We start from the raw sequence: 23444 nt of genomic DNA on the forward strand, positions 1-23444 counted from the left end.
GCCTTTATGTTAAGTCCTCTGCTCAAACGCTATACCTGGAACAGCACCTGGCTGTACTACGTGCGGATTTTTATCGCGCTTTGCGGCACAACAGCGCTGCCCTGGTGGCTGGGTGACGTTAAGCTGACCATCCCGCTCACGCTGGGTATGGTCGCAGCCGCGCTTACTGACCTGGACGATCGTCTTGCAGGTCGCCTGCGCAATTTGATCATCACGCTGGTGTGCTTTTTCATTGCCTCGGCCTCGGTCGAACTGCTCTTCCCATGGCCATGGCTGTTTGCCCTTGGGTTAACGCTTTCCACCAGCGGCTTTATACTGCTGGGGGGATTAGGGCAGCGCTATGCAACCATCGCCTTTGGCGCGTTGCTGATCGCCATTTACACGATGCTCGGCACCTCGCTTTACGATCAGTGGTATCAGCAGCCAATCCTGCTGCTCGCGGGCGCCATTTGGTACAACCTGTTAACCCTGACCGGACATCTTCTGTTCCCTATTCGCCCGTTGCAGGACAATCTGGCGCGTAGCTATGAACAGTTAGCGCACTATCTGGAACTGAAATCGCGTCTTTTTGATCCCGACATAGAAGTTGAAAGCCAGGCGCCGCTGTATGATTTGGCTCTTGCGAATGGGCAACTGATGGCGACCCTAAACCAGACAAAGGTGTCACTGCTGACCCGCCTGCGCGGCGACCGCGGACAGCGAGGAACACGTCGCACGCTACATTACTATTTTGTGGCGCAGGATATTCACGAACGCGCAAGCTCCTCGCATATTCAATATCAAACGCTGCGCGACCATTTCCGCCACAGCGACGTGATGTTCCGCTTCCAGCGCCTGATGTCGATGCAGGGGCAAGCGTGTTCGCAACTGTCTCGCTGTATTTTATTACGCACGCCTTATCAGCACGATCCGCACTTTGAGCGCGTCTTCACCCATATTGATGCTGCACTTGAGCGCATGCGCGCGAGTGGTGAGCCTGCCGATCTGCTCAACACGTTAGGATTTTTGCTGTCAAACCTGCGGGCCATCGATGCTCAGTTGGCTACCATTGAGTCCGAACAGGCTCAGGTACTTTCGCGCAATGAGTCTGAAAATCAGCTTGCCGATGACAGCCCGCATGGGTTCAGTGATATCTGGTTGCGTCTGAGCCGTAATTTCACGCCTGAGTCCGCCCTGTTTCGTCATGCTGTTCGCATGTCGCTGGTGCTCTGCGTCGGCTATGCCATTATCCAGATAACCGGAATGAACCACGGGTACTGGATCCTGTTGACCAGTCTGTTTGTCTGCCAGCCAAACTACAACGCCACCCGACATCGTCTGGCACTAAGGATAATCGGCACATTAGTCGGGATCGCTATTGGGTTACCGATCCTGTGGTTTGTACCTTCTCTCGAAGGGCAATTGATACTTCTGGTGATCACCGGCGTGTTGTTTTTTGCCTTTCGTAACGTCCAGTACGCCCATGCCACCATGTTTATCACGCTGCTGGTGCTGCTGTGCTTTAACCTGCTCGGTGAAGGTTTTGAAGTTGCACTTCCGCGCGTCATCGATACGTTGATCGGCTGTGCCATCGCCTGGGCTGCTGTCAGCTTTATCTGGCCAGACTGGCGTTTTCGGAATCTGCCGCGAGTGATTGAACGGGCCACTGACGCTAACTGTCGTTATCTTGATGCTATTCTCGAACAATATCATCAGGGGCGTGATAATCGTCTGGCATACCGTATCGCCCGCCGTGACGCGCACAATCGTGATGCGGAACTTGCTTCGGTGGTGTCGAACATGTCGAGTGAACCGGATGTCACGGCCCAAACACGCGAAACGGCGTTCCGCTTGCTGTGTCTTAACCATACGTTTACCAGCTATATTTCCGCCCTCGGCGCACATCGCGAGCAGTTAACCAATCCTGACGTCCTGGCATTGCTGGATGATGCCGTCTGCTATGTAGATGATGCGCTTCACCATCAACCTGCTGATGAGCAGCGCGTATACCAGGCGCTGGAAGATCTGAAGCAGCGAATTCAGCATCTCGAGCCACGTCCGGACAGTAAAGAGCCGCTGGTCGTACAGCAAGTTGGGTTACTGATTGCCCTGCTCCCGGAGATTCGGCGATTACAGCAACAAATTGCTGTGCTGCCATCTAATACCCCGGTTCCGGCGTAAGAGAACTCACCCACTCCACCAGCTCCTGGCGACGCGTCGCCGGGAGCGCGGCTTCATGCACCCCGTCAACCGCTCCTTCAAGGGCATAGAGTATTTTTACCGTTAAGGCAGGGTTATTTTGCCGAAGTTTCAACCAGCACATCTGAGCTCCCAGCGATCGCAATGTCCCCTCATCCTTAATTCCTGCTTCATTTAGCAAGGTCTCCAGATGAAACGTCATATTCGGTAATTCCCGCAGGCGATGTTGTGCAAAGCGACTCTGTTTTTCCTTAACGGCTGCATCGAGTGAAAATTGTGATAGCGACACTAACTGCTGCTGGTTCTGCCACAGGGTATCGTTCACCTGGTAATAATTGAGTACAACCGGACGCCCGCGCTTGATAAATGTTAGCCAGACAGGAGAATTTTTTACACAGTACTGGGCGCTCTGCTCACAGGCGCGAAGATATAACTCACCGCTGGCAACCATGGCAAAGACCGTATCACCAACCGTCAGACTATAGCTGCCAAACAGTGAGCGGTAGTGAATTGTTCCCAGAGAAGCCAGATATTCTTGTGATTTATAGATTCTTGCATAAGACTTTTCTTTCATAAAAATCCTTTTAAATCATAACGTAAGCAAATAATTTGCAGTAGCAGATCCGTTAATGACGAAAATAGGCAACTTATGCGTATGGGGCAAGATGAATTTTATTTTTCCCCTGATGATGACTAAAAATTGCGAACCTGTTTCCGAAAATAAGGTTGATCTTTATTGATGGCGGGGTTACTGTATATCCATACAGTAACTCACAGGGCTGGATTGATTATGTACACTTCAGGTTATGCAAATCGTTCTTCGTCGTTCTCTTCCGCATCGAGCAGCATTGCGCGCGTTTCAGCAGAGAACGCTACCGCTGGGCTTATCAGTGAAGTGGTCTATCGCGAGGACCAGCCCATGATGACGCAGCTCCTGCTGCTTCCCCTGCTGCAACAGTTAGGGCAACAATCACGCTGGCAGCTGTGGCTGACGCCTCAGCAAAAATTAAGCCGTGAGTGGGTGCAGTCGGCCGGGCTTCCATTGACCAAAGTCATGCAAATCAGCCAGCTCTCTCCCTGCAATACGCTGGAATCGATGGTTCGTGCGCTGCGCACGGGTAACTACAGCGTCGTCATCGGCTGGTTGACAGAAGAATTAACCGAAGATGAACATGCCGAGCTGGTAAAAGCGGCAGATGAAGGTAATGCGATGGGATTTATCATGCGTCCTGTTCGCGCTCAGACACTTGCGGGGAGACAGCATTCCGGGCTAAAAATTCACTCGAATTTGTATCATTGAGTAAAATTAGGAATTATCCTGGAATTTTTTTTCATGTTTTAATTTGCCATTGAGCTGTAACGCGTTTTCCGGCTGAAGGCCTGTCTGAAGCGGTTTTCAGGAAATCCTCAGTACATTTATTCATCTATAAATGTTAAATAATGTGTACACAAGCCTTTTTTTTTCATATGCCTGACGGACTTCACACTTGTAAGTTTTCAACTACGTTGTAGACTTTACATCGCCAGGGGTGCTCGGCATAAGCCGCAGATATCGGTAGAGTAACTATTGAACTGGTCCCCGGGTGAAGGATTTAACCGTGTTATCTCTCTTCGGAGATATTCATGGCGAATTTTGGATGATAACGAGGCGCAAAAAATGAAAAAGACAGCTATCGCAATTGCAGTGGCACTGGCTGGTTTCGCTACCGTGGCGCAGGCCGCTCCGAAAGATAACACCTGGTACACTGGTGCTAAACTGGGCTGGTCTCAGTACCATGATATTGGTAACAACCAGATCAACAACTCCGGTCCTACCCACGAAAGCCAACTGGGTGCTGGTGCGTTCGGTGGTTATCAGGTTAACCCGTACGTTGGTTTCGAAATGGGTTACGACTGGTTAGGTCGTATGCCGTACAAAGGCGCCACCGATACTACCCACAATAATGGCGCTTTCAAAGCTCAGGGCGTTCAGCTGACCGCTAAACTGGGTTACCCAATCACTGACGATCTGGACGTTTATACCCGTCTGGGTGGTATGGTTTGGCGTGCAGACGCTAAAAACAACCAAGACTTCAAAGACCACGACACTGGTGTTTCCCCAGTATTCGCAGGTGGCGTAGAGTATGCAATTACTCCTGAAATCGCTACCCGTCTGGAATACCAGTGGACCAACAACATCGGTGACGCGAACACCGTTGGCGGTCGTCCGGATAACGGTCTGTTGAGCGTTGGTGTTTCCTACCGTTTCGGTCAGCAGGAAGAAGCAGCTCCAGTAGTTGTTGCTCCGGCTCCGGCTCCAGAAGTACAGACCAAACACTTCACTCTGAAGTCTGACGTTCTGTTCAACTTCAACAAAGCAACTCTGAAACCAGAAGGCCAGCAGGCTCTGGATCAGATGTACAGCCAGCTGAGCAACCTGGATCCGAAAGACGGTTCCGTAGTGGTTCTGGGCTTCACTGACCGCATCGGTTCTGACGCTTACAACCAGGGTCTGTCCGAGAAACGTGCTCAGTCCGTTGTTGATTACCTGATCTCTAAAGGTATTCCTTCTGACAAAATCTCTGCACGTGGCATGGGCGAATCCAACCCGGTTACTGGCAACACCTGTGACAACGTGAAAGCTCGCGCTGCACTGATCGACTGCCTGGCTCCGGATCGTCGTGTTGAGATCGAAGTTAAAGGTATCAAAGACGTTGTAACTCAGCCTCAGGCTTAAGTTATCGTCTTATAAAAAAACCCCGCTTTGCGGGGTTTTTTTTCACTTTTTATCAATCAAAGCACGCCTGTACACAACACATTTAGCCACTCTGTGGTTATTCTTTTCCCAGCAGCGCCTGTAAATCCTGCTTCAATGTCGACATTTTATTCGCGTACTTCTCTTTATGCTCTGCGTCTTCAATCAGTTGCACAATGGTTTCAGAAAGCGTTTTGCCGCGCCGCTGCGCAAGCCCCGCTAAGCGCTGCCAGACCATAAATTCCAGATCGATAGATTTCTTTCGCGTATGCTGATGCTCCGCGTTAAAGTGCCGCTTACGCCTCGCTCGTATGGTTTGTTTCATACGATTTAACAGCGCAGAGTTCATGTGTTCTTCAATCCAGGTATTGACCCGAACCGGTTCATTTTCGAGGGTTAGCAACAAATCAACGGCTTCTTCGGCAGCGCTGGCCTCTACGTAACGGGTGATTAATTCCCCCTCACGATGCTTCTTCACCAGATACTTCCATTTCCAGCCGCTTTCAAGGTTTTCAAGTTGTTGATATTTCATTGCGATCTCAATGTTACCGTGTAACTCTTATCAGAATATCAGCTTTTTCGGCATCTGAAGAAAAGAATATCCAGCCTGTGAACTGTCGCGCGTCATCGCATTCGTTTCACAGCGCTTTCCACGTGTGCAGTGATGATGGTTACGGTATAATCTCGTTTTTTACAACAGACTAAAAAACATCAACTTTGACCATTACGAAACTTGCATGGCGTGATCTGGTTCCTGACACCGATAGTTATCAGGAAGTATTTGCACAGCCGCACGTCACTGACGACACCGATACCTTACTTAGTGATACTCAGCCACGTTTACAATTTGCGCTGGAGCAGCTTCTTCAGCACTGGACGACGTCTTCGTTCATGCTGGTAAAAGCGCCGGAAGAGCTTGAGTACATCAACCTTATTGCAGAGGCCGCGCGGCCTCTGCACTCGGATGCCGGAAGTCTCACCGGAGGTCATTATGATATCTCCGGTCACACTATCCGCTATCGTACAGCTGAGACAGCAGAAGACAATTTTGCGACATTAACCCAGGTAGTCTGCGCTGACTGGGTTGAAGCCGAACAACTGTTTGGCTGTCTGCGTCAGTTCAACGGCGAAATTACCCTACAGCCAGGCCTTGTGCATCAGGCCAACGGTGGTGTGCTGGTTATTTCGTTGCGCACGCTACTGGCCCAACCGCTGCTGTGGATGCGCCTGAAAGCCATTGTCAGCCACGAGCGTTTTGACTGGGTAGCTTTTGATGAGTCTCGCCCGCTGCCTGTCTCCGTTCCACCTATGCCGCTTAAACTCAAAGTGGTATTAGTCGGTGAACGTGAATCACTGGCAGACTTCCAGGACATGGAGCCGGAGCTGGCTGAGCAGGCTATTTATAGCGAGTTTGAAGATAATCTGCAGATAGTGGATGCCGAAACCATGACGCAGTGGTGTCAGTGGGTAACACATACCGCTACGCGCAACAATTTGCCCTACCCGGCCCCTGATGCATGGCAAGTGCTGATCCGTGAAGCCGTTCGTTATACCGGCGAACAGGATACATTGCCGCTTAACCCACTGTGGATCACCCGGCAGTTCAAAGAAGTGGCCCCGTTATGCGAGAGCGAAACCTGCAACGCTGAGCAGTTCAGCCTGATGCTGACCCAGCGTGAATGGCGGGAAGGTTTCCTCGCCGAACGAATGCAGGATGAGATCCTGCAAGAACAGATCCTGATCGAGACGGAAGGCGAGCGTATTGGTCAAATCAACGCCCTGTCGGTGATTGAATTTCCTGGCCACCCCCGCGCGTTTGGTGAGCCTTCTCGTATCAGCTGTGTGGTTCATATTGGCGACGGCGAATTTACGGATATTGAGCGCAAAGCCGAGCTTGGCGGAAATATTCATGCGAAGGGTATGATGATTATGCAGGCGTTCCTGATGTCGGAACTCCAGCTTGAACAGCAAATCCCCTTCTCTGCCTCGCTGACCTTTGAGCAATCCTATAGCGAAGTGGACGGCGACAGCGCATCCATGGCAGAACTTTGCGCATTGATTAGCGCCCTCGCCGACGTTCCTGTTAATCAAAGCATCGCCATTACCGGTTCTGTCGATCAGTTTGGTCGGGCACAACCTGTTGGTGGTCTGAACGAGAAAATTGAAGGCTTCTTCGCCATCTGTCAGCAGCGTGAGCTGACAGGCACACAGGGCGTTATCATTCCTTCAGCGAATGTCAGACACCTGAGCCTGCATCCCGCACTGCTACAGGCCGTAGAAGAAGAAAAATTCACTATCTGGGCGGTGGACGACGTGACCGATGCGCTGCCACTGTTATTAAATCTGGTGTGGGATGGTGAAGGCCAGACAACGCTGATGCAAACTATCCAGGAGCGTATTGCTACGGCAACGCAGCAGGAAGGTCGTCACCGTTTTCCCTGGCCGCTACGTTGGCTGAACTGGATTATTCCGAACTGATCGGACTTGTTCAGCGTACACGTGTTAGCTATCCTGCGTGCTTCAATAAAATAAGGCTTACAGAGAACATGGTAGATAAACGCGAATCCTATACAAAAGAAGACCTTCTTGCCTCTGGTCGCGGTGAGCTGTTTGGCGCAAAAGGGCCACAACTGCCTGCACCAAGCATGCTGATGATGGACCGTGTCATCAAGATGACCGAAACCGGCGGCAACTTTGACAAAGGTTATGTTGAAGCTGAACTGGATATCAACCCGGACCTGTGGTTCTTCGGATGCCACTTTATCGGCGATCCGGTGATGCCGGGCTGCCTGGGTCTGGATGCCATGTGGCAGCTGGTTGGATTCTATCTCGGCTGGCTGGGCGGCGAAGGTAAAGGCCGCGCGCTGGGCGTAGGCGAAGTTAAATTCACCGGCCAGGTTCTGCCGACTGCGAAGAAAGTGACTTACCGCATTCACTTCAAACGCATCGTTAATCGTCGCCTGATCATGGGCCTGGCTGATGGTGAAGTGCTGGTTGATGGTCGTCTGATCTATACCGCAAACGATCTGAAAGTGGGTCTGTTCCAGGACACTTCCGCGTTCTAATCCCGGTCTGCGTAGCAGCCAGACATTAACGTTTATTCGTCTTGTCTGGTGGGCAAAAAGGCGAAACCTCCGCTCTGCGGAGGTTTCTTTTATCTAAAGAGACAGAATCAGGCCATTAAAACCCTATCCCCCATGGCTTCTCGCCAGCCTCCCAGCCAGTATGACCTCTGATTCAGCGTCTGATAGGGACACATTTCTTTTGATCGTCCGGCAATGCCGGCCTGATATCCACGTTGATGTGCCCGTTCCAGGCGATCTCGTTTTTGTCTCTTCATGCCTCGTTTCCCTCATCTTTTGGGTCTGGTGGAAAAGAAAACAGTGATTACTAAGTGTGCAATCACACTAAAACGAATACCCCTAAACATCAGGCTCGTCAATGCGCAAAATTCACGCCAGTGTCATATTTGTGAGCTACCCGCAAAATCATTTGTACAAAAATAGTCTGTCAGAACAGCTATCTCCACGGCTAAAAAAATAAAAAAAACCGCCCCGGGCAATGAACCAGGGGCGGCATAATTTACAATTATTTAAGCTTAAGGGATGCGTTTCAGCTCTTGAGCCATTGCCGTCGCTTCCTGGCTCCAGGCGTTGGCCAGAACCTTCACCATCTCATCGTAGCCGTCTTTAGTCTGTACAGCTTCGATGTGGAATGGACGCTTGATCAACTGCCCCTGGTGATTCAGCAGCCATTCACCGCTCACGATGACCTTACCATCGTACCGACCGTGGAAGCCGGTCACGGTGACGTTCAACGTGTCCTGAGTGCTTCCCAGCGGCTGCGAAGCGACAACCCAGCCAGGCAACTGCATACTGAGGTTCGTAACCAGGGTATTGCGCAATTGCTGATCTAAGGGGCTGGCCCAGAGATTATTATTCGCTATCACATATTGCACATCGCTGGTCTGGTAAACCACCCCATTACCCGCCAGATAGTCCGGGACCGCAATCTGTTCAACCCACAGCAGACGGTTACCCTGGTTAGCTGAGCTCTGTACGCCCCCTTGCGCGATAGGAAGCTGGTAATAGCTTTTATTTTCTCCGCTGGAGCTGCATGACGTCAGCCAGACCGCCATCATCGCCACTAGCCACTTTTTCATTGTTTCGCCCTCTTCGGCTCTGGATCTTTTTTGTCCTTCGCTTCAAATACCAGCGCATTGCTCTTATCGTTCAACGTTTTCAGTACCGGTTGAAGTTCTCGCAGCACCTGATCAAGACGCTGCATATCCGCCACCATCTTGTTGTAGGCGGCGGAACCCGGCTGGAAGCCCTGCATACTACGGTTCAGTTCACGCAGCGTATTCTGCATATCCGCCGGAAGATCCTGCATCGACTGACTGGACGTGATCTTATTCATGTTGTCCAGCGTGGTTTGCAGATGCTTCATCGTGCGCTGGCTTTCCGACAACGTATTGGTCGCCTGCTCAATCATCGGGTTCAACGGCAGATTGTTAATCTTATCCAGCGCTTCCATCAGTCGCTGCTGGATCTGCGCCAGACCACCGCTCACGGTCGGAATAATTTGATAACCGTTAAATTCGCGCACACCGGTAATCGGCGGTTCTTTCGGGTAGAAATCGAGATCGACATACAGTGCGCCAGTCACCAGGTTCCCGGTTTTCAGCGATGCCCGTAAGCCGCGTTTAAGCAATTCTGCCAGATGAGCGCCAACATCAGTATCTTCTCCCAGCTGTGCCTTCAGACGTTCTGGTTCGATACGTACCAGCACCGGAATGCGGTAATCATTGTTGAAGACCTGACGCATATTCGGTGAGAAGAAAGGTACTTTACTTACCGTACCCAAACGGATGCCACGGAATTCCAGTGGCGCGCCGGGCTGCAGGCCACGAATTGAATCTTTAAAGAACATCAGGTAATCAATATGATCGGTATACAGTGAATCCTGAATACTTTTTTGGTCGTCATAAAGATTAAACGCAGACTGTTGTGCGACCGGTTCGCCTTGTTCCAGCCCTTCTGGCACATCAAAACTTACGCCACCGCCAAACAGCGTGGAGAGAGATCCCATTTCCACGCGCATACCTGCCGAAGTAAGATCCACGGCGATCCCACTGTCCTTCCAGAAACGCACATTGCTGGTCACCAGACGATCGTTAGGCGCATTGATAAATAGCTGATAGCTAATCGTACGCTTTTGCGCATCAAATGTGCTGGTTTCAACCGAACCTACACGATAACCACGGAACAGTACCGGGTCGCCCGGGCTCAACTGACCGGCTTTTTTGCTGTCCAGAATCACACGGATCCCTTTCGCATCTGGCGGTGCCAGCGGCGGTGAATCCAGCAGTTGGTAATTTTCCAGCTTGCTGCCTTTATTGCCAGGCTGCAGTTCAATATAAGCCCCGGACAATAGCGTGCCGAGCCCACTGATACCTTCACGTCCAACCTGCGGCTTCACCACCCAAAAGACAGAATCTTTATGCAGCAGCTTTTCCATTCCGGAGTTAAGACGAGCTTTAATTTCCACATGGGTCAAATCATCAGTCAGGGTTGCGCTCTCGACGATACCGACATCCACGCTGCGGCTCTTAATCGTCGTTTTACCCCCTTCAATACCTTCGGCATTGGTAGTAATCAGCGTGACTTGTGGCCCCTGATGACTGTAGTGATAAAACAGGACCCACGCGCCAATGAGGGCAGTGACTATAGGGAATATCCACACGGGCGACCAGTTTTTTACCTTTTGCACTTTGGCTTCCCCACTTTTAGATTCCATGCTGTCAGGACTCCTCATGATCTGGTTCACGGTCCCACGACAGACGGGGATCAAATGTCATCGCAGAAAACATTGTCATAATGACGACTAAAGCAAACATCAAAGCACCCATTGCAGGATAAATGTTCATTAACCCTCCCATGCGCACCAGCGCAGAGAGTACGGCAATTACAAAAACGTCGATCATTGACCAGCGACCGACAAATTCTACAACCTCGTAAATTAAATGCATTCGTTCACTATCGCGTTTGCCGTGCCCTTTGGCATCCCAACACAGCCAGGCAATGGCGATCATTTTCAACGTCGGCACCATAATACTGGCGATAAAGATAATCGCAGCCACCGGGTAAGAGCCTTCGCTCCAGATTAAAACCACGCCCTCGAGTATCGTCGAAGGCAGCTTTGACCCGAGCAGATCGGTGATCATGATCGGCAGAATATTGGCAGGAAGATAAAGCATGATCGACGTAAACAGTAATGCCAATGTCCATTGCAGACTGTTTTTACGCCGCACATAACCTTTCGTCTGACAGCGTGGGCATACCAGCTCGTCTGCAGGAAGAATAGCGGTGCAGCAGGAACAGGAACGCAACCCTTGTCGGATGCCGGGCACACCAGGCTTTAATTCCTGCTTAATGGCTGGCATAGGGGCAATATCATCCCACAACCAACGGCGATCCACACACTGGAAAGCCCGCAACTGGAGCATACAAAACATGCACCACGGGATGAAGCTGCTGCCCACGCCGATATCACCGTAGGCCATCAGCTTAACAAAGCTCACCAGCACGCCCGCGAGGAAAATTTCTGCCATTCCCCAGCTTTTTAACTGAAACAAAATACGCGCCAGCCATGTTTTAAGCCGCTCAGGCATATGAACCCGATTCACCAACAGCAAAATGGTCAACAAGCAAAAAGCGGGAACCAACTGAACGAATAAGATAAAGAAGGTACCGAGGCTGGCGTAATCTTCCGAAAAGAGAACGCTGGGGATTTGCAGCAGCGTCACTTCGCTGCTCACCCCCGCAACATTCATATTCACAAAGGGAAAGAGGTTTGACAAAAGCAGCATAAATAATGCTGCTAACACATAGGCGGTAGGACGCTGCCGTGGCGCGTCCCACTCAACCGTTAACGTAGTGCCACATCGTGGACATGCCGCTTTCTGACCATGCTCAAGGCGAGGTAACGCCACCAGCATGTCACACTGCGAGCACAGAATATGCTTCGCGGCATGGTGATGTTCGCACATATGTGCTCCTTTAAATTATGCGCCGTTCTTCAAAGACTCAAGATACTCCCAGCGCTCAAAGGCTTGCTCAAGTTCTTGTTCAGCTTCGTTCAGATTAGCTAATACCTGTTGCGTTTGCTCATGCGGCTGACTGAAAAAAGCGGCGTCAGCTACCTGAGCTTGTAATGCTTCCAGTTTAGCTTCCAGTTCTTCAAGCAGCGCGGGGAGCAGCTCCAGTTCGCGCTGCAGTTTATAGCTTAGTTTGCTCGTGCTGCGTTTGACAATTTCTGCTTTAGGAGCAACGGTTTCCTCTGTTTTTTTCGCAACTGGCTGTTTAAACGCCACATACTGCGATTGCTGGCTGCGGGCATCATGATAACCGCCGACATAACGACCAATTTTACCGCCGCCTTCGAAGATCCAGCATTCGGTTACAGTATTATCCACAAACTGACGGTCGTGGCTCACCAGCAGCACGGTGCCCTGGTAGCTATCAATCAGCTCTTCAAGCAGTTCCAGCGTTTCGACGTCCAGATCGTTCGTTGGTTCATCGAGAATCAAAAGATTACTGGGTTTGAGAAAAAGACGCGCCAGCAGTAGGCGATTGCGTTCCCCACCAGAGAGCGCACGTACTGGCGTCATCGCCCGTTTCGGATGGAACAGGAAATCCTGGAGATAGCCCAGCACATGGCGAGGTTTACCGTTAACCAGCACCTCTTGCTTACCCTCAGCAAGGTTGTCCATCACGGTTTTATCCGGATCCAGTTCGGCGCGGTGCTGATCGAAATACGCCACTTCCAGCTTCGTGCCGACGTGAATGCGTCCGCTGTCAGCCTGAAGCTGACCTAACATCAGCTTCAGCAGCGTTGTTTTACCGCAGCCGTTAGGTCCAATTAGCGCAATCTTGTCGCTACGTTGCACCTGCGCGGAGAAATCTTTTACCAGTTGCTTTCCATCAACCTGGTAATCAACATTCTCCATTTCGAAGACAATCTTGCCAGAGCGGCTCGCCTCTTCGACCTGCATCTTCGCCGTGCCCATCACTTCGCGACGTTCGCCACGCTCGCGACGCATGGCTTTCAGCGCCCGCACGCGGCCTTCATTACGGGTACGACGCGCTTTGATGCCCTGACGGATCCACACTTCTTCCTGCGCCAGCTTGCGATCAAATTCCGCGTTTTGGAGATCTTCCACCCGCAGCGCTTCTTCTTTATCCAGCAGATACTGATCGTAGTTCCCCGGATAGGTCACCAGCTTGCCGCGGTCGAGATCGACAATACGCGTCGCCATATTGCGAATAAATGAACGGTCGTGGGAAATGAAAATAATTGTCCCATTGAAGGATTTCAGGAACCCTTCCAGCCAGTCGATAGTTTCAATATCCAGGTGGTTAGTTGGTTCATCCAGCAGCAGTACGCGCGGGTTGCTCACTAACGCGCGGCCCAGCGCCGCCTTACGCAGCCAGCCGCCCGAAAGCGAAGAAAGCGCGGCGTTAGGATCCAGTCCCAGTTGTGCCAGCACTTCATTAATGCGGCTTTCGAGCTGCCACAGATTATGGTGATCGAGCATTTCCTGAACCCGCGCCATTTCATTCAGGTTTCTGTCGCTGGGATCGGTCATCACCAGGCGCGAAATATCGTGATAACGCTTCAGATATTCAGCCTGTTCCTCAATACCTTCGGCAACGAAGTCATAGACGCTGCCCTCAACATTACGCGGCGGATCCTGCTGCAGACGCGCCACAACCAGGTCCTGCTCATAAATAATACGCCCGTCGTCAAGACCCTGTTCACGGTTGAGGATCTTCATCAGCGTCGACTTACCTGCGCCATTACGGCCAACCAGACAGACGCGTTCGTTATCTTCGATATGCAGTTCTGCATTATCAAGAAGCGGCGCATCGCTGAACGACAGCCATGCACCATGCATACTGATCAATGACATTTATTTATCCTTTCAGGCTGCGGTAATCAGCCAGCAATTGTGGATCTGGCGGTTACGGGCAAAATCCTGGGAAAGCGTTTTTTGGGTGATTTCTTGTGCTTTTAATCCCAGTTCAGCCAGACCGTCGAGATCCATACGGAACCCACGCTTGTTGTTGGAGAACATGATCGTACCGTCTTTACGCAGCAGACGTTTCAGATCTTTCATCAGCGCCAGATGATCGCGCTGTACATCAAACGAGTCTTCCATACGTTTTGAGTTAGAGAACGTCGGCGGATCGATGAAAATCAGATCAAACTGTTCATTGGCATCGCGCAGCCAGCCCAGGCAATCGGCCTGAATTAAACGGTGAGCGCGACCACTCAGGCCGTTCAGCCGCAGGTTACGCTCAGCCCACTCCAGGTAGGTACGCGACATATCAACCGTCGTGGTGCTACGCGCACCGCCCAGCCCGGCATGAACGCTGGCACTGCCGGTGTAGGAGAACAGGTTAAGGAAATCCTTACCTTTACTCATCTGGCCCAGCATGCGGCGCGCAATACGGTGATCGAGGAACAAACCGGTATCAAGATAGTCTGTCAGGTTGACCCACAGGCGCGCGTTGTACTCGCTTACCTCAATGAATTCACCCTTTTCATTCATCTTCTGATACTGGTTCTTCCCTTTCTGCCGCTCACGGGTTTTCAGCACCAGTTTATTTGGCGCGATTTCCAGGACCGACAACGTTGCGGCAATGATATCGAACAGACGTTGACGTGCTTTTTGCGCATCGACCGTCTTCGGCGGAGCGTATTCCTGAACCACGACCCACTCACCGTAACGGTCCACTGCAACGTTGTATTCCGGCAGGTCAGCATCATACAGGCGATAGCATTCAATTCCTTCCTGACGCGCCCATTTTTCCAGCTTCTTGATATTCTTGCGCAGGCGGTTGGCATAATCTTCCGCGACAGTGGCTGGCTTGCTGTCCGCAGTGGTCTCTGCAACGTGATAGTTTTTCTGTACGCAATCCAGCGGACCGTTTTTCGCTTTGAACTGCTTATCAGCACGCAATTGCAGGCTGCTGAGCAAATCCGGAGAGGCGCTGAACAGCGACAAATTCCAGCCGCCAAACTGGTTTTTCATCGTACGGCCCAGCAAGCTATGCAGGGCAATCAGCGCCGGTTCGCTATCCAGACGTTCGCCGTAGGGCGGGTTACTGATCACCGTACCATACGGTCCCTTCGGCAGTGGATTAGTCAGTTTGGCGACATCTTTAACGTCAAATGTCATTAGATCGGCAATACCTGCGCGACGGGCGTTACTACGCGCTTTTTCAATCACGCGCGCATCGTTGTCGGAGCCATAGAAGTGCGAAGTATAGTCAGCAAGCCCCTTACGCGCACGCACCTGAGCTTCGGCTTTAACCTCTTGCCAGACGGCTTCATCGTGCTGTGCCCAACCGCTAAAGCCCCAGTACCCGCGATGCAGGCCCGGCGCGCGATCGGTTGCCCACATCGCCGCTTCAATCAGCAGCGTGCCGGAGCCGCACATCGGATCGAGTAACGGTGTGCCCGGCTGCCAGCCAGAACGCATAACAATAGCGGCGGCCAGCGTCTCTTTAATCGGCGCCTGACCCGCGCGATCGCGATAACCGCGCTGATGCAAACCGTCACCGCTCAGATCGAGCGCAATGCTGGCGGTATCTTTGTTCAACCAGACATTGATTCGCAGATCCGGAGATTCACGATCCACATTCGGGCGCGGCAGATTTTTGCGGGTAAAGGCATCGACAATCGCATCCTTGACCTTCAACGCACCGTACTGGCTGTTACGAATGGTCTCGTTCAGGCCGCTAAAATGGACGGCAAACGTAGCACCAGGATTAAATATCTCTGTCCAGTCGATTGCCTGAACGCCGAGGTACAGATCAAGATCGCTGTAGACCTTGCACTCTCCCATCGGCAGGATAATGCGCGAGGCCAGGCGGCTCCACATCAGGCTCTGGTAAACAAGCCGCGTGTCGCCCTTAAAATGGACCCCACCCTGAACGACCTGACACTCCAGCGCGCCGAGGTTTTCCAGTTCAGTTTTTAACAGCTCTTCCAGCCCGCGGGCCGTACTGGCAAACAGAGAATTCATAATGTCACTTTTACTCCTAGAAAATTGCTGCGCATTATAGCTAATATGGGCTGTATGTCATAAAGTTGAAGGCTTATTTTCGTTCAAGGGGCTGTGCAGTGGTAACGTTGACCCGACTTTTTATTCATCCGGTTAAATCAATGCGTGGAATTGGACTCACGCACGCCCTGGCAGACGTGAGCGGTCTCGCCCTGGATCGTATATTTATGATTACCGAACCCGACGGGACGTTCATTACCGCCCGACAGTTCCCGCAAATGGTCCGCTTTACCCCTTCCCCTTTCCACGATGGACTTCATCTCACGGCTCCAGACGGCAGCAGCGCGCTCGTGCGATTCGCAGACTTCGCCACCCAGGATGCGCCGACTGAAGTGTGGGGAAACCATTTTACCGCGCGTATTGCGCCAGCGGCTATCAACCTGTGGCTGAGCGGCTTTTTCTCCCGTGACGTGCAGTTGCGCTGGGTGGGTCCGCAACTGACACGCCGGGTGAAGCGCCACGCTGATGTTCCTTTGTCCTTCGCCGATGGTTATCCCTACCTGCTGGCCAACGAAGCATCTCTGCGCGATGTGCAACAGCGCTGTCCGGCAAGCGTCAAAATGGAACAGTTTCGCCCCAACCTGGTGGTTTCGGGGGCTGACGCCTGGGCAGAAGACACCTGGAAAGTGATTCGCATTGGCGACGTCATTTTTGATGTGGCAAAACCCTGTAGCCGCTGCATTTTCACTACCGTTAGTCCAGAAAAAGGCCAGAAACATCCGTCTGGCGAGCCGCTCGCCACGCTGCAAACCTTCCGGACAGCGGTGGATAACGGCGACGTCGATTTCGGCCAGAATCTTATCGCACGCAACAGCGGCGTTATTCGCGTCGGCGATGAGGTAGAAATTTTGGCAACCGGTCCCGCCAGAGCTTACGGTGCGGCGGAGCCAGATGATACCGCACTGGAACAACAGCCCGATGCCACGGTACTTATTGACTGGCAGGGGCAGACCTTTCGCGGAAATAATCAGCAGGTATTGCTTGAACAGCTGGAAAATCAGGGTATCCGGGTGCCCTATTCATGCCGGGCAGGAATTTGCGGATGCTGTCGAATTCGACTGTTGGAAGGCGAAGTTAGTCCGCTGAAAAAATCAGCGATTGGGGATGACGGGACGATTCTGTGCTGCAGTTGCGTTCCCAAAACGACAATCAGGCTGGAGAGTTAAACCGCCTGTTCAAGGCTGAAACTGTCGACAATAACCTGCGGTTTCAGTCTGTCATTCATTATTTTAATCGCGTCGCCAAGTTGCATTGTGCGCCCGGCAATAACCACACCAGGTTGCGCAAGCAGACAAAGCGCGGCATTTTCACCCGGTTCAACCACTAACAGGTTTACCTGTTCATCCGTATCGCTTAAATCCACACAAGCAGCATCCCCCACGACTGGCGACCAGTTAATACCGTGTGCGACAAAGTGCCAGCTTTTTGGCATTTGCGGTTTAAGGTAACGAATCGCCACCAGCGCATTAAGCACCAGTTCCGCCTTTTGCTCTTTGGCTAAATCCAGGTAGCGACATTTTTCTTCAAAGGAAAAATAAAGCGCGGCGTCATCAACACAAAAACCCGACGGAGAAAATGCATCCGGAGTGAGCATTTTACGAGCAAAACGCGAACGGAATAACATGCCATTGGCTAAATCGAGCATCATACGATCGTGCTCTTCATCATAATACCAGCGCCAGTTATCGTCGGGTTTAATTCGCATCAGTTTCTCTCCTTTCCTTAATCATCACCATTACGACAGTATCCTTTTGCCGCTTCGTTTATTGCCTTAATAATAAAAGCTCAGAATGTTTAAATAAGCAACAGTAAAGGAATATAAAACAACCAGGGCCAGAAATAAAGCCCTGGATTGTGATTAAGGTAGCATTCAGATATTGGTGACGATTTCTTTAATCAACGGTGGGCCTTTAAAAATAAAGCCCGAATAAATCTGTACCAGAGAAGCACCGGCAGCTATTTTCTCACGCGCGGCGATTACTGAGTCGATACCACCAACCCCAATAATCGGCAGCTGACCTTTTAATTCCTGAGACAACTGGCGAATAATTTCTGTACTTTTTAATTGTAACGGTCGACCGCTCAGGCCACCCATTTGATCGCAATTTTTCATTCCCTGAACGAGAGAACGATCGAGAGTGGTGTTAGTCGCAATTACGCCATCAATATTATGACGAACTAAACTGTCAGCAACCTGGATCAGTTCTTCCACAGAAAGATCCGGTGCGATCTTAACCGCCACTGGAACATATTTATGGTGGATCGCATGCAGATCATTTTGCTTATTTTTAATTGCCGTCAGAAGATCATCCAGCGCCTCACCATATTGCAGCGTACGTAATCCCGGCGTATTCGGTGAAGAGATATTAATCGCGATATAACCAGCATAAGCATAGACTTTTTCCATACAAATCAGATAGTCATCTTTGCCGTTCTCTACCGGAGTATCTTTATTCTTACCAATATTAATCCCCAGAATACCGTCAAAATGCGATTTTTTGACGTTCTCAACCAGGTTATCAACCCCCAGGTTATTAAACCCCATGCGGTTGATCAAACCTTCTGCATCGACCAGACGAAACAGACGTGGTTTATCATTACCCGGCTGAGGACGCGGCGTCACGGTACCAATCTCAATGGAACCAAATCCCATCGCGCCGAGCGCATCAATGCACTCCCCGTCTTTATCCAGTCCGGCAGAAAGCCCGAGTGGATTTTTAAACGTCAGCCCCATACAGGTAACCGGTTTTGCGGGTACTTTCTGGCGGACAAGCGCTTCGAGCGGCGTGCCGGTAATGCGACGTAATTGCTGGAATGTCAATTCATGAGCGCGCTCTGGATCGAGCTGGAAAAGGGCTTTACGAACGAAGGGGTAGTACATGAACTCTCCTGGATTCCCGGTGTGCAAACCGGGGGCGTATTATGTGCGATCGCGAGCAAAAAGGGAATTGACCTGCGGCAATAAATAGCAATCGTTTTCCTGCTTCCTCCTTTTTATTCATTTTTCAACTTTTCTATCCCGTATAAATCATTTCGATAAACAAAGTCTCTCTGCCAGACTGCACAAATTGTTATCAATGTTAATAAAAAGCAAACAATTGGTTATAAGGGGAGAATAACATTATGCGCGTCATTACTCTGGCGGGAAGCCCACGCTTTCCCTCTCGCTCCAGCGCGTTGCTGGAATATGCCCGAGAAAAATTGAACGGCCAGGATGTCGAAGTCTTTCACTGGAACCTGCACAACTTTGCCCCGGAAGACCTGATCTATGCCCGTTTTGACAGTCCGGCGCTGAAGACATTTATCGAACAACTACAGGATGCAGACGGGCTGATTGTCGCAACGCCGGTCTACAAAGCCGCTTACTCTGGCGCACTGAAAACGCTGCTCGATCTGCTCCCCGAGCGGGCGCTGGAAGGAAAAGTGGTTTTGCCGCTGGCGACTGGCGGCAGCGTGGCGCATTTACTGGCCGTCGATTACGCGCTGAAACCGGTGCTGAGCGCGTTAAAGGCTCAGGAGATCCTGCACGGCGTGTTTGCCGATGATTCACAGGTCATCGATTATCAGCATAAACCGCAGTTTACGCCCAACCTGCAGCTGCGCCTGGACAGTGCGCTCGACACCTTCTGGCTGGCGTTGCATCGTCGCGATCTCCAACTCCCGCAACTGAACGCCCTGCGAGGTGCCGCCCATGCTTAATCTGCTCAAGCGTCACACCTCATGGCTGGCATTTACCGGGCTGCTGTCCCTGTCATCCTTGGCGCATGCCGCAGAATCGGCTCCGGATGCCCTGCGCATTGGCTACCAGAAAGGAAGCGTCAGCATGGTGCTGGCAAAAAGTCATCAGCTACTGGAGAAACGTTACCCACAGACCAAAATCTCGTGGATTGAGTTCCCGGCTGGACCGCAAATGCTGGAAGCACTCAATATCGGCAGTATCGATCTCGGCAGTACCGGTGACATTCCGCCAATTTTCGCCCAGGCCGCCGGAGCCGATCTGGTTTATGTGGGCGTCGAACCACCCAAACCTAAAGCCGAAGTGATTCTGGTGCCGAAAAATAGCCCGATCCAGAGCGTTGCGCAGCTCAAAGGGCATAAAGTCGCCTTCCAGAAAGGTTCCAGCGCCCACAATTTACTGCTCCGGGCGCTGCAACAGGCAGGGTTGAAATTTACCGATATTCAACCGACTTATCTGACCCCCGCCGATGCGCGAGCGGCCTTCCAGCAAGGAAACGTCGATGCGTGGGCTATCTGGGATCCTTACTATTCGGCCGCATTACTGCAAGGTGATGTGCGCGTGCTGAAAGACGGCTCAGACCTCAAGCAGACCGGTTCGTTTTATCTCGCTGCACGTCCTTATGCCGAAAAAAATAGCGCTTTTGTTCTTGGCGTACTGGATACCTTTAGCCAGGCGGATGCGTTAACTCTCAGCCAACGCCAGCAAAGTATTACTCTGCTGGCTAAAACCATGGGTCTGCCCGAGCCGGTAATTGCGTCTTATCTGGATCACCGTCCGCCAACCACCATTACGCCCGTCAGCGCCTCGGTTGCCGCCCTACAACAACAAACCGCGGATCTGTTTTATGACAACCGTCTGGTGCCGAAAAAAATCGATATTCGCCAGCGTATCTGGCAACCCACTCAGCAGGCAGGAGAAAAATTATGAGTCTGAACATGTTCTGGTTTTTACCCACCCACGGTGACGGTCATTATCTGGGGACGGAAGAAGGTTCGCGCCCGGTCGATCACGGTTATTTGCAACAAATTGCGCAAACAGCCGATCGTCTGGGATTTACCGGCGTTCTGATCCCAACCGGTCGCTCCTGTGAAGATGCCTGGCTGGTCGCCGCGTCGATGATCCCGGTCACCCAGCGATTAAAGTTTCTGGTCGCGCTTCGTCCAAGCGTAACCTCGCCGACGGTCGCCGCCCGCCAGGCCGCGACGCTCGACAGACTCTCTAACGGCCGGGCGTTATTCAACCTGGTAACCGGCAGCGATCCACAAGAGCTGGCGGGTGACGGCGTGTTCCTTGATCACACCGAGCGCTATGAAGCCTCTGCTGAATTCACTCAGGTTTGGCGGCGTTTGCTGCAAGGTGAAACCGTGGATTTCAACGGCAAACACATTCATGTCCGCGGCGCGAAACTGTTTTTCCCTCCTGTACAACAACCCCGGCCACCGCTTTATTTCGGCGGTTCGTCTGATGTTGCACAAGATCTTGCTGCCGAGCAGGTTGATCTCTATCTGACCTGGGGCGAGCCGCCTGAACAGGTGAAAGAGAAGATTGAACAGGTGCGGGCCAAAGCGGCGGCGCTCGGGCGCAAGATCCGCTTTGGTATTCGTCTGCATGTGATCGTCCGGGAGACAACGCAAGAGGCGTGGCAGGCAGCGGATCGTCTGATAGCCCATCTGGATGACGACACCATTGCCAAAGCCCAGGCCGCCTTCTCAAGAACGGATTCGGTTGGTCAGCAGCGAATGGCTGCACTGCACAACGGTAAACGCGACAAACTGGAAATCAGCCCAAACCTGTGGGCAGGAGTAGGACTGGTGCGCGGTGGCGCGGGTACCGCGCTGGTCGGAGATGGTCCGACGGTCGCGGCGCGTATCAACGAGTATGCCGCACTGGGAATCGACAGTTTTGTGTTGTCCGGGTATCCACATCTGGAAGAAGCATACAAGGTTGGCGAGCTGCTGTTCCCACATCTGGATGTCGCTATACCAGAAATTCCGCAGCCGCAGCGCCAGCATCAACAAGGCGAAGCGGTGGCAAACGAATTTATCCCACGCAAAATCGCGCAAAGCTAAGGAGCCTGCTGATGGCAACGCCGAAAAACAGGTGGTTACTGCGCCTCGCGCCCTGGTTTTTACCGGTTGGGTTGGTCGCGCTCTGGCAGCTCGCATCATCAATGGGCTGGTTGTCCACCCGCATCCTGCCCTCTCCGGAGGGCGTTGTCGAAGCCTTCTGGACGCTTTCCGCCAGCGGCGAGCTTTGGCAGCATCTGGCGATCAGCTCCTGGCGCGCGCTGGTAGGCTTCTCCATCGGCGGATCGATTGGCCTGACGCTGGGACTGATTAGCGGTCTTTCGCGGTGGGGAGAACGCCTGCTGGATACTTCGGTGCAGATGCTGCGTAACGTGCCGCATCTGGCGCTGATCCCACTGGTGATTTTGTGGTTCGGCATTGATGAATCCGCCAAGATCTTTCTCGTCGCGCTGGGCACGCTTTTTCCGATTTACATCAACACCTGGCATGGGATCCGCAATATCGATCGCGGTCTGGTAGAGATGGCTCGCAGCTATGGGTTGTCTGGTTTTTCACTATTTATTCATGTGATCCTCCCCGGCGCCCTGCCCTCGATTATGGTTGGCGTGCGTTTTGCTCTCGGGCTGATGTGGTTAACGCTTATTGTCGCGGAAACCATTTCAGCCAATGCCGGCATTGGTTACCTGGCAATGAACGCCCGCGAATTTCTGCAAACCGATGTGGTCGTGGTGGCCATTATTCTCTACGCCCTGCTCGGCAAACTTGCCGACGTCAGCGCCCAATGGCTGGAGCGGATCTGGCTGCGCTGGAACCCGGCTTACCATGTGAAGGAGGCTACCGTATGAATACCGCTCGCCTAAACCAAGGCACGCCGCTTTTACTGAGTGCCGTGACGAAACAATACGCCGCCAATACGGTGCTCAATCAGTTAGATTTACACATTCAGGCCGGACAGTTTGTTGCCGTGGTTGGCCGCAGCGGAGGAGGAAAAAGCACGCTACTGCGTCTGCTGGCTGGGCTGGAGTCTCCCACCTCAGGTGCATTACTTGCCGGAACCACCCCGCTGGCAGAAATTCAGGAGGATACGCGAATGATGTTTCAGGATGCGCGTCTGCTGCCCTGGAAGACGGTTATCGATAATGTGGGTCTGGGTCTGAAAGGTCACTGGCGCGATGCGGCCCGGGACGCGCTGGCCGCAGTTGGGCTGGAGAATCGTGCTCAGGAATGGCCTGCCGCCCTGTCCGGTGGACAAAAACAGCGCGTGGCCCTGGCGCGGGCATTAATTCATCGTCCCGGTCTGCTGCTGCTGGATGAACCCCTCGGTGCGCTGGATGCCTTAACCCGCCTTGAAATGCAGGAGCTGATTGTCTCTTTATGGCAAGAGCACGGCTTTACCGTACTGCTGGTCACCCATGACGTCAGTGAAGCGGTGGCAATGGCCGATCGCGTGTTGCTTATTGAAGATGGAAAAATCGGACTGGATTTAACAGTGGATATTGCGCGACCACGCCGGATTGGTTCGGTGCGTCTGGCAGAGCTGGAAGCAGAAGTGTTGAACCGGGTAATGCAGCGTAGCGAAACGGAACAGCCGATCCGCCGGCATGGATAAGCATTCAGAAAAATCAGGCCCAG

Annotated in this window: 21 protein-coding genes; 11 read left to right on the top strand and 10 right to left on the bottom strand. The window is 52.2% G+C overall.

Features of this window, described 5'->3' with window-relative positions; all coding sequences use genetic code 11:
- Nucleotides 1–6: 6 nt before the first annotated feature.
- A complete protein-coding gene (gene yccS / locus HV334_RS15505; RefSeq protein ID WP_181220590.1) occupies nt 7–2160 on the top strand; it encodes a YccS family putative transporter in 2154 nt (717 codons plus the stop codon).
- Here the strand turns inward: yccS and HV334_RS15510 are convergent.
- The gene (locus HV334_RS15510; protein ID WP_047501141.1) at nt 2138–2752 is read right to left on the bottom strand and encodes a TfoX/Sxy family DNA transformation protein; all 615 of its coding nucleotides are present in this window, start codon (nt 2750–2752) and stop codon (nt 2138–2140) included. The two genes, yccS and HV334_RS15510, sit on opposite strands and share 23 nt — an antisense overlap.
- A gap of 216 nt (nt 2753–2968) precedes the next feature.
- Here HV334_RS15510 and sulA point away from each other — a divergent pair, with 216 nt between their 5' ends.
- Together sulA and ompA are read left to right on the top strand one after the other, a co-directional pair.
- Nucleotides 2969–3478 carry an SOS-induced cell division inhibitor SulA gene (gene sulA, locus HV334_RS15515; protein WP_032931135.1) on the top strand — a complete coding sequence of 170 codons (510 nt, stop codon included), beginning with the start codon at nt 2969–2971 and terminating at the stop codon, nt 3476–3478.
- A 357-nt stretch (nt 3479–3835) separates the two neighbouring features.
- A complete protein-coding gene (gene ompA, locus HV334_RS15520; protein WP_181220591.1) occupies nt 3836–4894 on the top strand; it encodes a porin OmpA in 1059 nt (352 codons plus the stop codon).
- A 97-nt stretch (nt 4895–4991) separates the two neighbouring features.
- Here the strand turns inward: ompA and matP are convergent, their stop codons facing one another.
- On the bottom strand, nt 4992–5444 hold the full coding sequence (gene matP / locus HV334_RS15525; RefSeq protein WP_016152480.1) for a macrodomain Ter protein MatP: 453 nt from the start codon (nt 5442–5444) through the stop codon (nt 4992–4994).
- Between the two features lie 185 nt (nt 5445–5629).
- Between matP and HV334_RS15530 the strand changes: the two genes are divergently transcribed.
- On the top strand, nt 5630–7390 hold the full coding sequence (locus HV334_RS15530; protein WP_181220592.1) for a Lon protease family protein: 1761 nt from the start codon (nt 5630–5632) through the stop codon (nt 7388–7390).
- Nucleotides 7391–7458: 68 nt separating this feature from the next.
- Nucleotides 7459–7977, top strand: a complete 519-nt coding sequence (fabA, locus tag HV334_RS15535) for a bifunctional 3-hydroxydecanoyl-ACP dehydratase/trans-2-decenoyl-ACP isomerase (RefSeq protein ID WP_003035875.1) — start codon at nt 7459–7461, stop codon at nt 7975–7977.
- A 107-nt stretch (nt 7978–8084) separates the two neighbouring features.
- Here fabA and rmf read toward each other — a convergent pair whose 3' ends face one another.
- The 6 genes from rmf to rlmKL form a co-directional block, all read right to left on the bottom strand.
- Nucleotides 8085–8252 (bottom strand): ribosome modulation factor, encoded by a 168-nt coding sequence (gene rmf, locus HV334_RS15540; protein ID WP_003035871.1) that lies wholly within the window; start codon nt 8250–8252, stop codon nt 8085–8087.
- Nucleotides 8253–8510: 258 nt separating this feature from the next.
- Entirely contained in the window at nt 8511–9074 is a 564-nt protein-coding gene (pqiC, locus tag HV334_RS15545) for a membrane integrity-associated transporter subunit PqiC (RefSeq protein WP_016152478.1), read from the bottom strand.
- Nucleotides 9071–10711, bottom strand: a complete 1641-nt coding sequence (gene pqiB / locus HV334_RS15550; RefSeq protein ID WP_003836843.1) for an intermembrane transport protein PqiB — start codon at nt 10709–10711, stop codon at nt 9071–9073. Before pqiB ends, pqiC begins: the two co-directional genes overlap by 4 nt.
- A 4-nt stretch (nt 10712–10715) precedes the next feature.
- Nucleotides 10716–11963 (bottom strand): membrane integrity-associated transporter subunit PqiA, encoded by a 1248-nt coding sequence (pqiA, locus tag HV334_RS15555; protein WP_047501146.1) that lies wholly within the window; start codon nt 11961–11963, stop codon nt 10716–10718.
- A 15-nt stretch (nt 11964–11978) separates the two neighbouring features.
- Complete coding sequence (locus HV334_RS15560) at nt 11979–13886, bottom strand: ABC transporter ATP-binding protein (RefSeq protein ID WP_016152476.1); 1908 nt, start codon at nt 13884–13886, stop codon at nt 11979–11981.
- A 12-nt stretch (nt 13887–13898) separates the two neighbouring features.
- Nucleotides 13899–16007 (bottom strand): bifunctional 23S rRNA (guanine(2069)-N(7))-methyltransferase RlmK/23S rRNA (guanine(2445)-N(2))-methyltransferase RlmL, encoded by a 2109-nt coding sequence (gene rlmKL / locus HV334_RS15565; RefSeq protein ID WP_181220593.1) that lies wholly within the window; start codon nt 16005–16007, stop codon nt 13899–13901.
- A 98-nt stretch (nt 16008–16105) separates the two neighbouring features.
- Between rlmKL and HV334_RS15570 the strand changes: the two genes are divergently transcribed.
- Nucleotides 16106–17212 carry a YcbX family protein gene (locus HV334_RS15570; protein ID WP_049042107.1) on the top strand — a complete coding sequence of 369 codons (1107 nt, stop codon included), beginning with the start codon at nt 16106–16108 and terminating at the stop codon, nt 17210–17212.
- On the opposite strand, the gene zapC is transcribed toward HV334_RS15570, so the two are convergent.
- Nucleotides 17209–17751 carry a cell division protein ZapC gene (gene zapC / locus HV334_RS15575; RefSeq protein ID WP_181220594.1) on the bottom strand — a complete coding sequence of 181 codons (543 nt, stop codon included), beginning with the start codon at nt 17749–17751 and terminating at the stop codon, nt 17209–17211. The two genes, HV334_RS15570 and zapC, sit on opposite strands and share 4 nt — an antisense overlap.
- 165 nt (nt 17752–17916) lie before the next feature.
- Nucleotides 17917–18927 (bottom strand): quinone-dependent dihydroorotate dehydrogenase, encoded by a 1011-nt coding sequence (pyrD, locus tag HV334_RS15580; protein ID WP_181220595.1) that lies wholly within the window; start codon nt 18925–18927, stop codon nt 17917–17919.
- 242 nt (nt 18928–19169) lie between these two features.
- On the opposite strand from pyrD, the gene ssuE reads away from it, so the two are divergent.
- From ssuE to ssuB, 5 genes are read left to right on the top strand one after another with little or no spacing between them, the layout of a single operon-like run.
- A complete protein-coding gene (gene ssuE, locus HV334_RS15585; RefSeq protein ID WP_103847899.1) occupies nt 19170–19745 on the top strand; it encodes an NADPH-dependent FMN reductase in 576 nt (191 codons plus the stop codon).
- Nucleotides 19738–20712: a sulfonate ABC transporter substrate-binding protein gene (locus HV334_RS15590; RefSeq protein ID WP_153690550.1), complete on the top strand. Its 975-nt coding sequence runs from the start codon at nt 19738–19740 to the stop codon at nt 20710–20712. The genes ssuE and HV334_RS15590 overlap by 8 nt, the downstream gene beginning before the upstream one ends.
- Nucleotides 20709–21854 (top strand): FMNH2-dependent alkanesulfonate monooxygenase, encoded by a 1146-nt coding sequence (ssuD, locus tag HV334_RS15595; protein ID WP_016156131.1) that lies wholly within the window; start codon nt 20709–20711, stop codon nt 21852–21854. Before HV334_RS15590 ends, ssuD begins: the two co-directional genes overlap by 4 nt.
- Before the next feature lie 11 nt (nt 21855–21865).
- Complete coding sequence (gene ssuC / locus HV334_RS15600; RefSeq protein WP_016156130.1) at nt 21866–22657, top strand: aliphatic sulfonate ABC transporter permease SsuC; 792 nt, start codon at nt 21866–21868, stop codon at nt 22655–22657.
- A complete protein-coding gene (gene ssuB / locus HV334_RS15605; RefSeq protein WP_016152467.1) occupies nt 22654–23421 on the top strand; it encodes an aliphatic sulfonates ABC transporter ATP-binding protein in 768 nt (255 codons plus the stop codon). The genes ssuC and ssuB overlap by 4 nt, the downstream gene beginning before the upstream one ends.
- Nucleotides 23422–23444: the final 23 nt, after the last annotated feature.

Source organism: Citrobacter sp. RHBSTW-00944, assembly GCF_013615435.1.
In the GTDB taxonomy this organism is placed as follows: domain Bacteria; phylum Pseudomonadota; class Gammaproteobacteria; order Enterobacterales; family Enterobacteriaceae; genus Citrobacter; species Citrobacter braakii.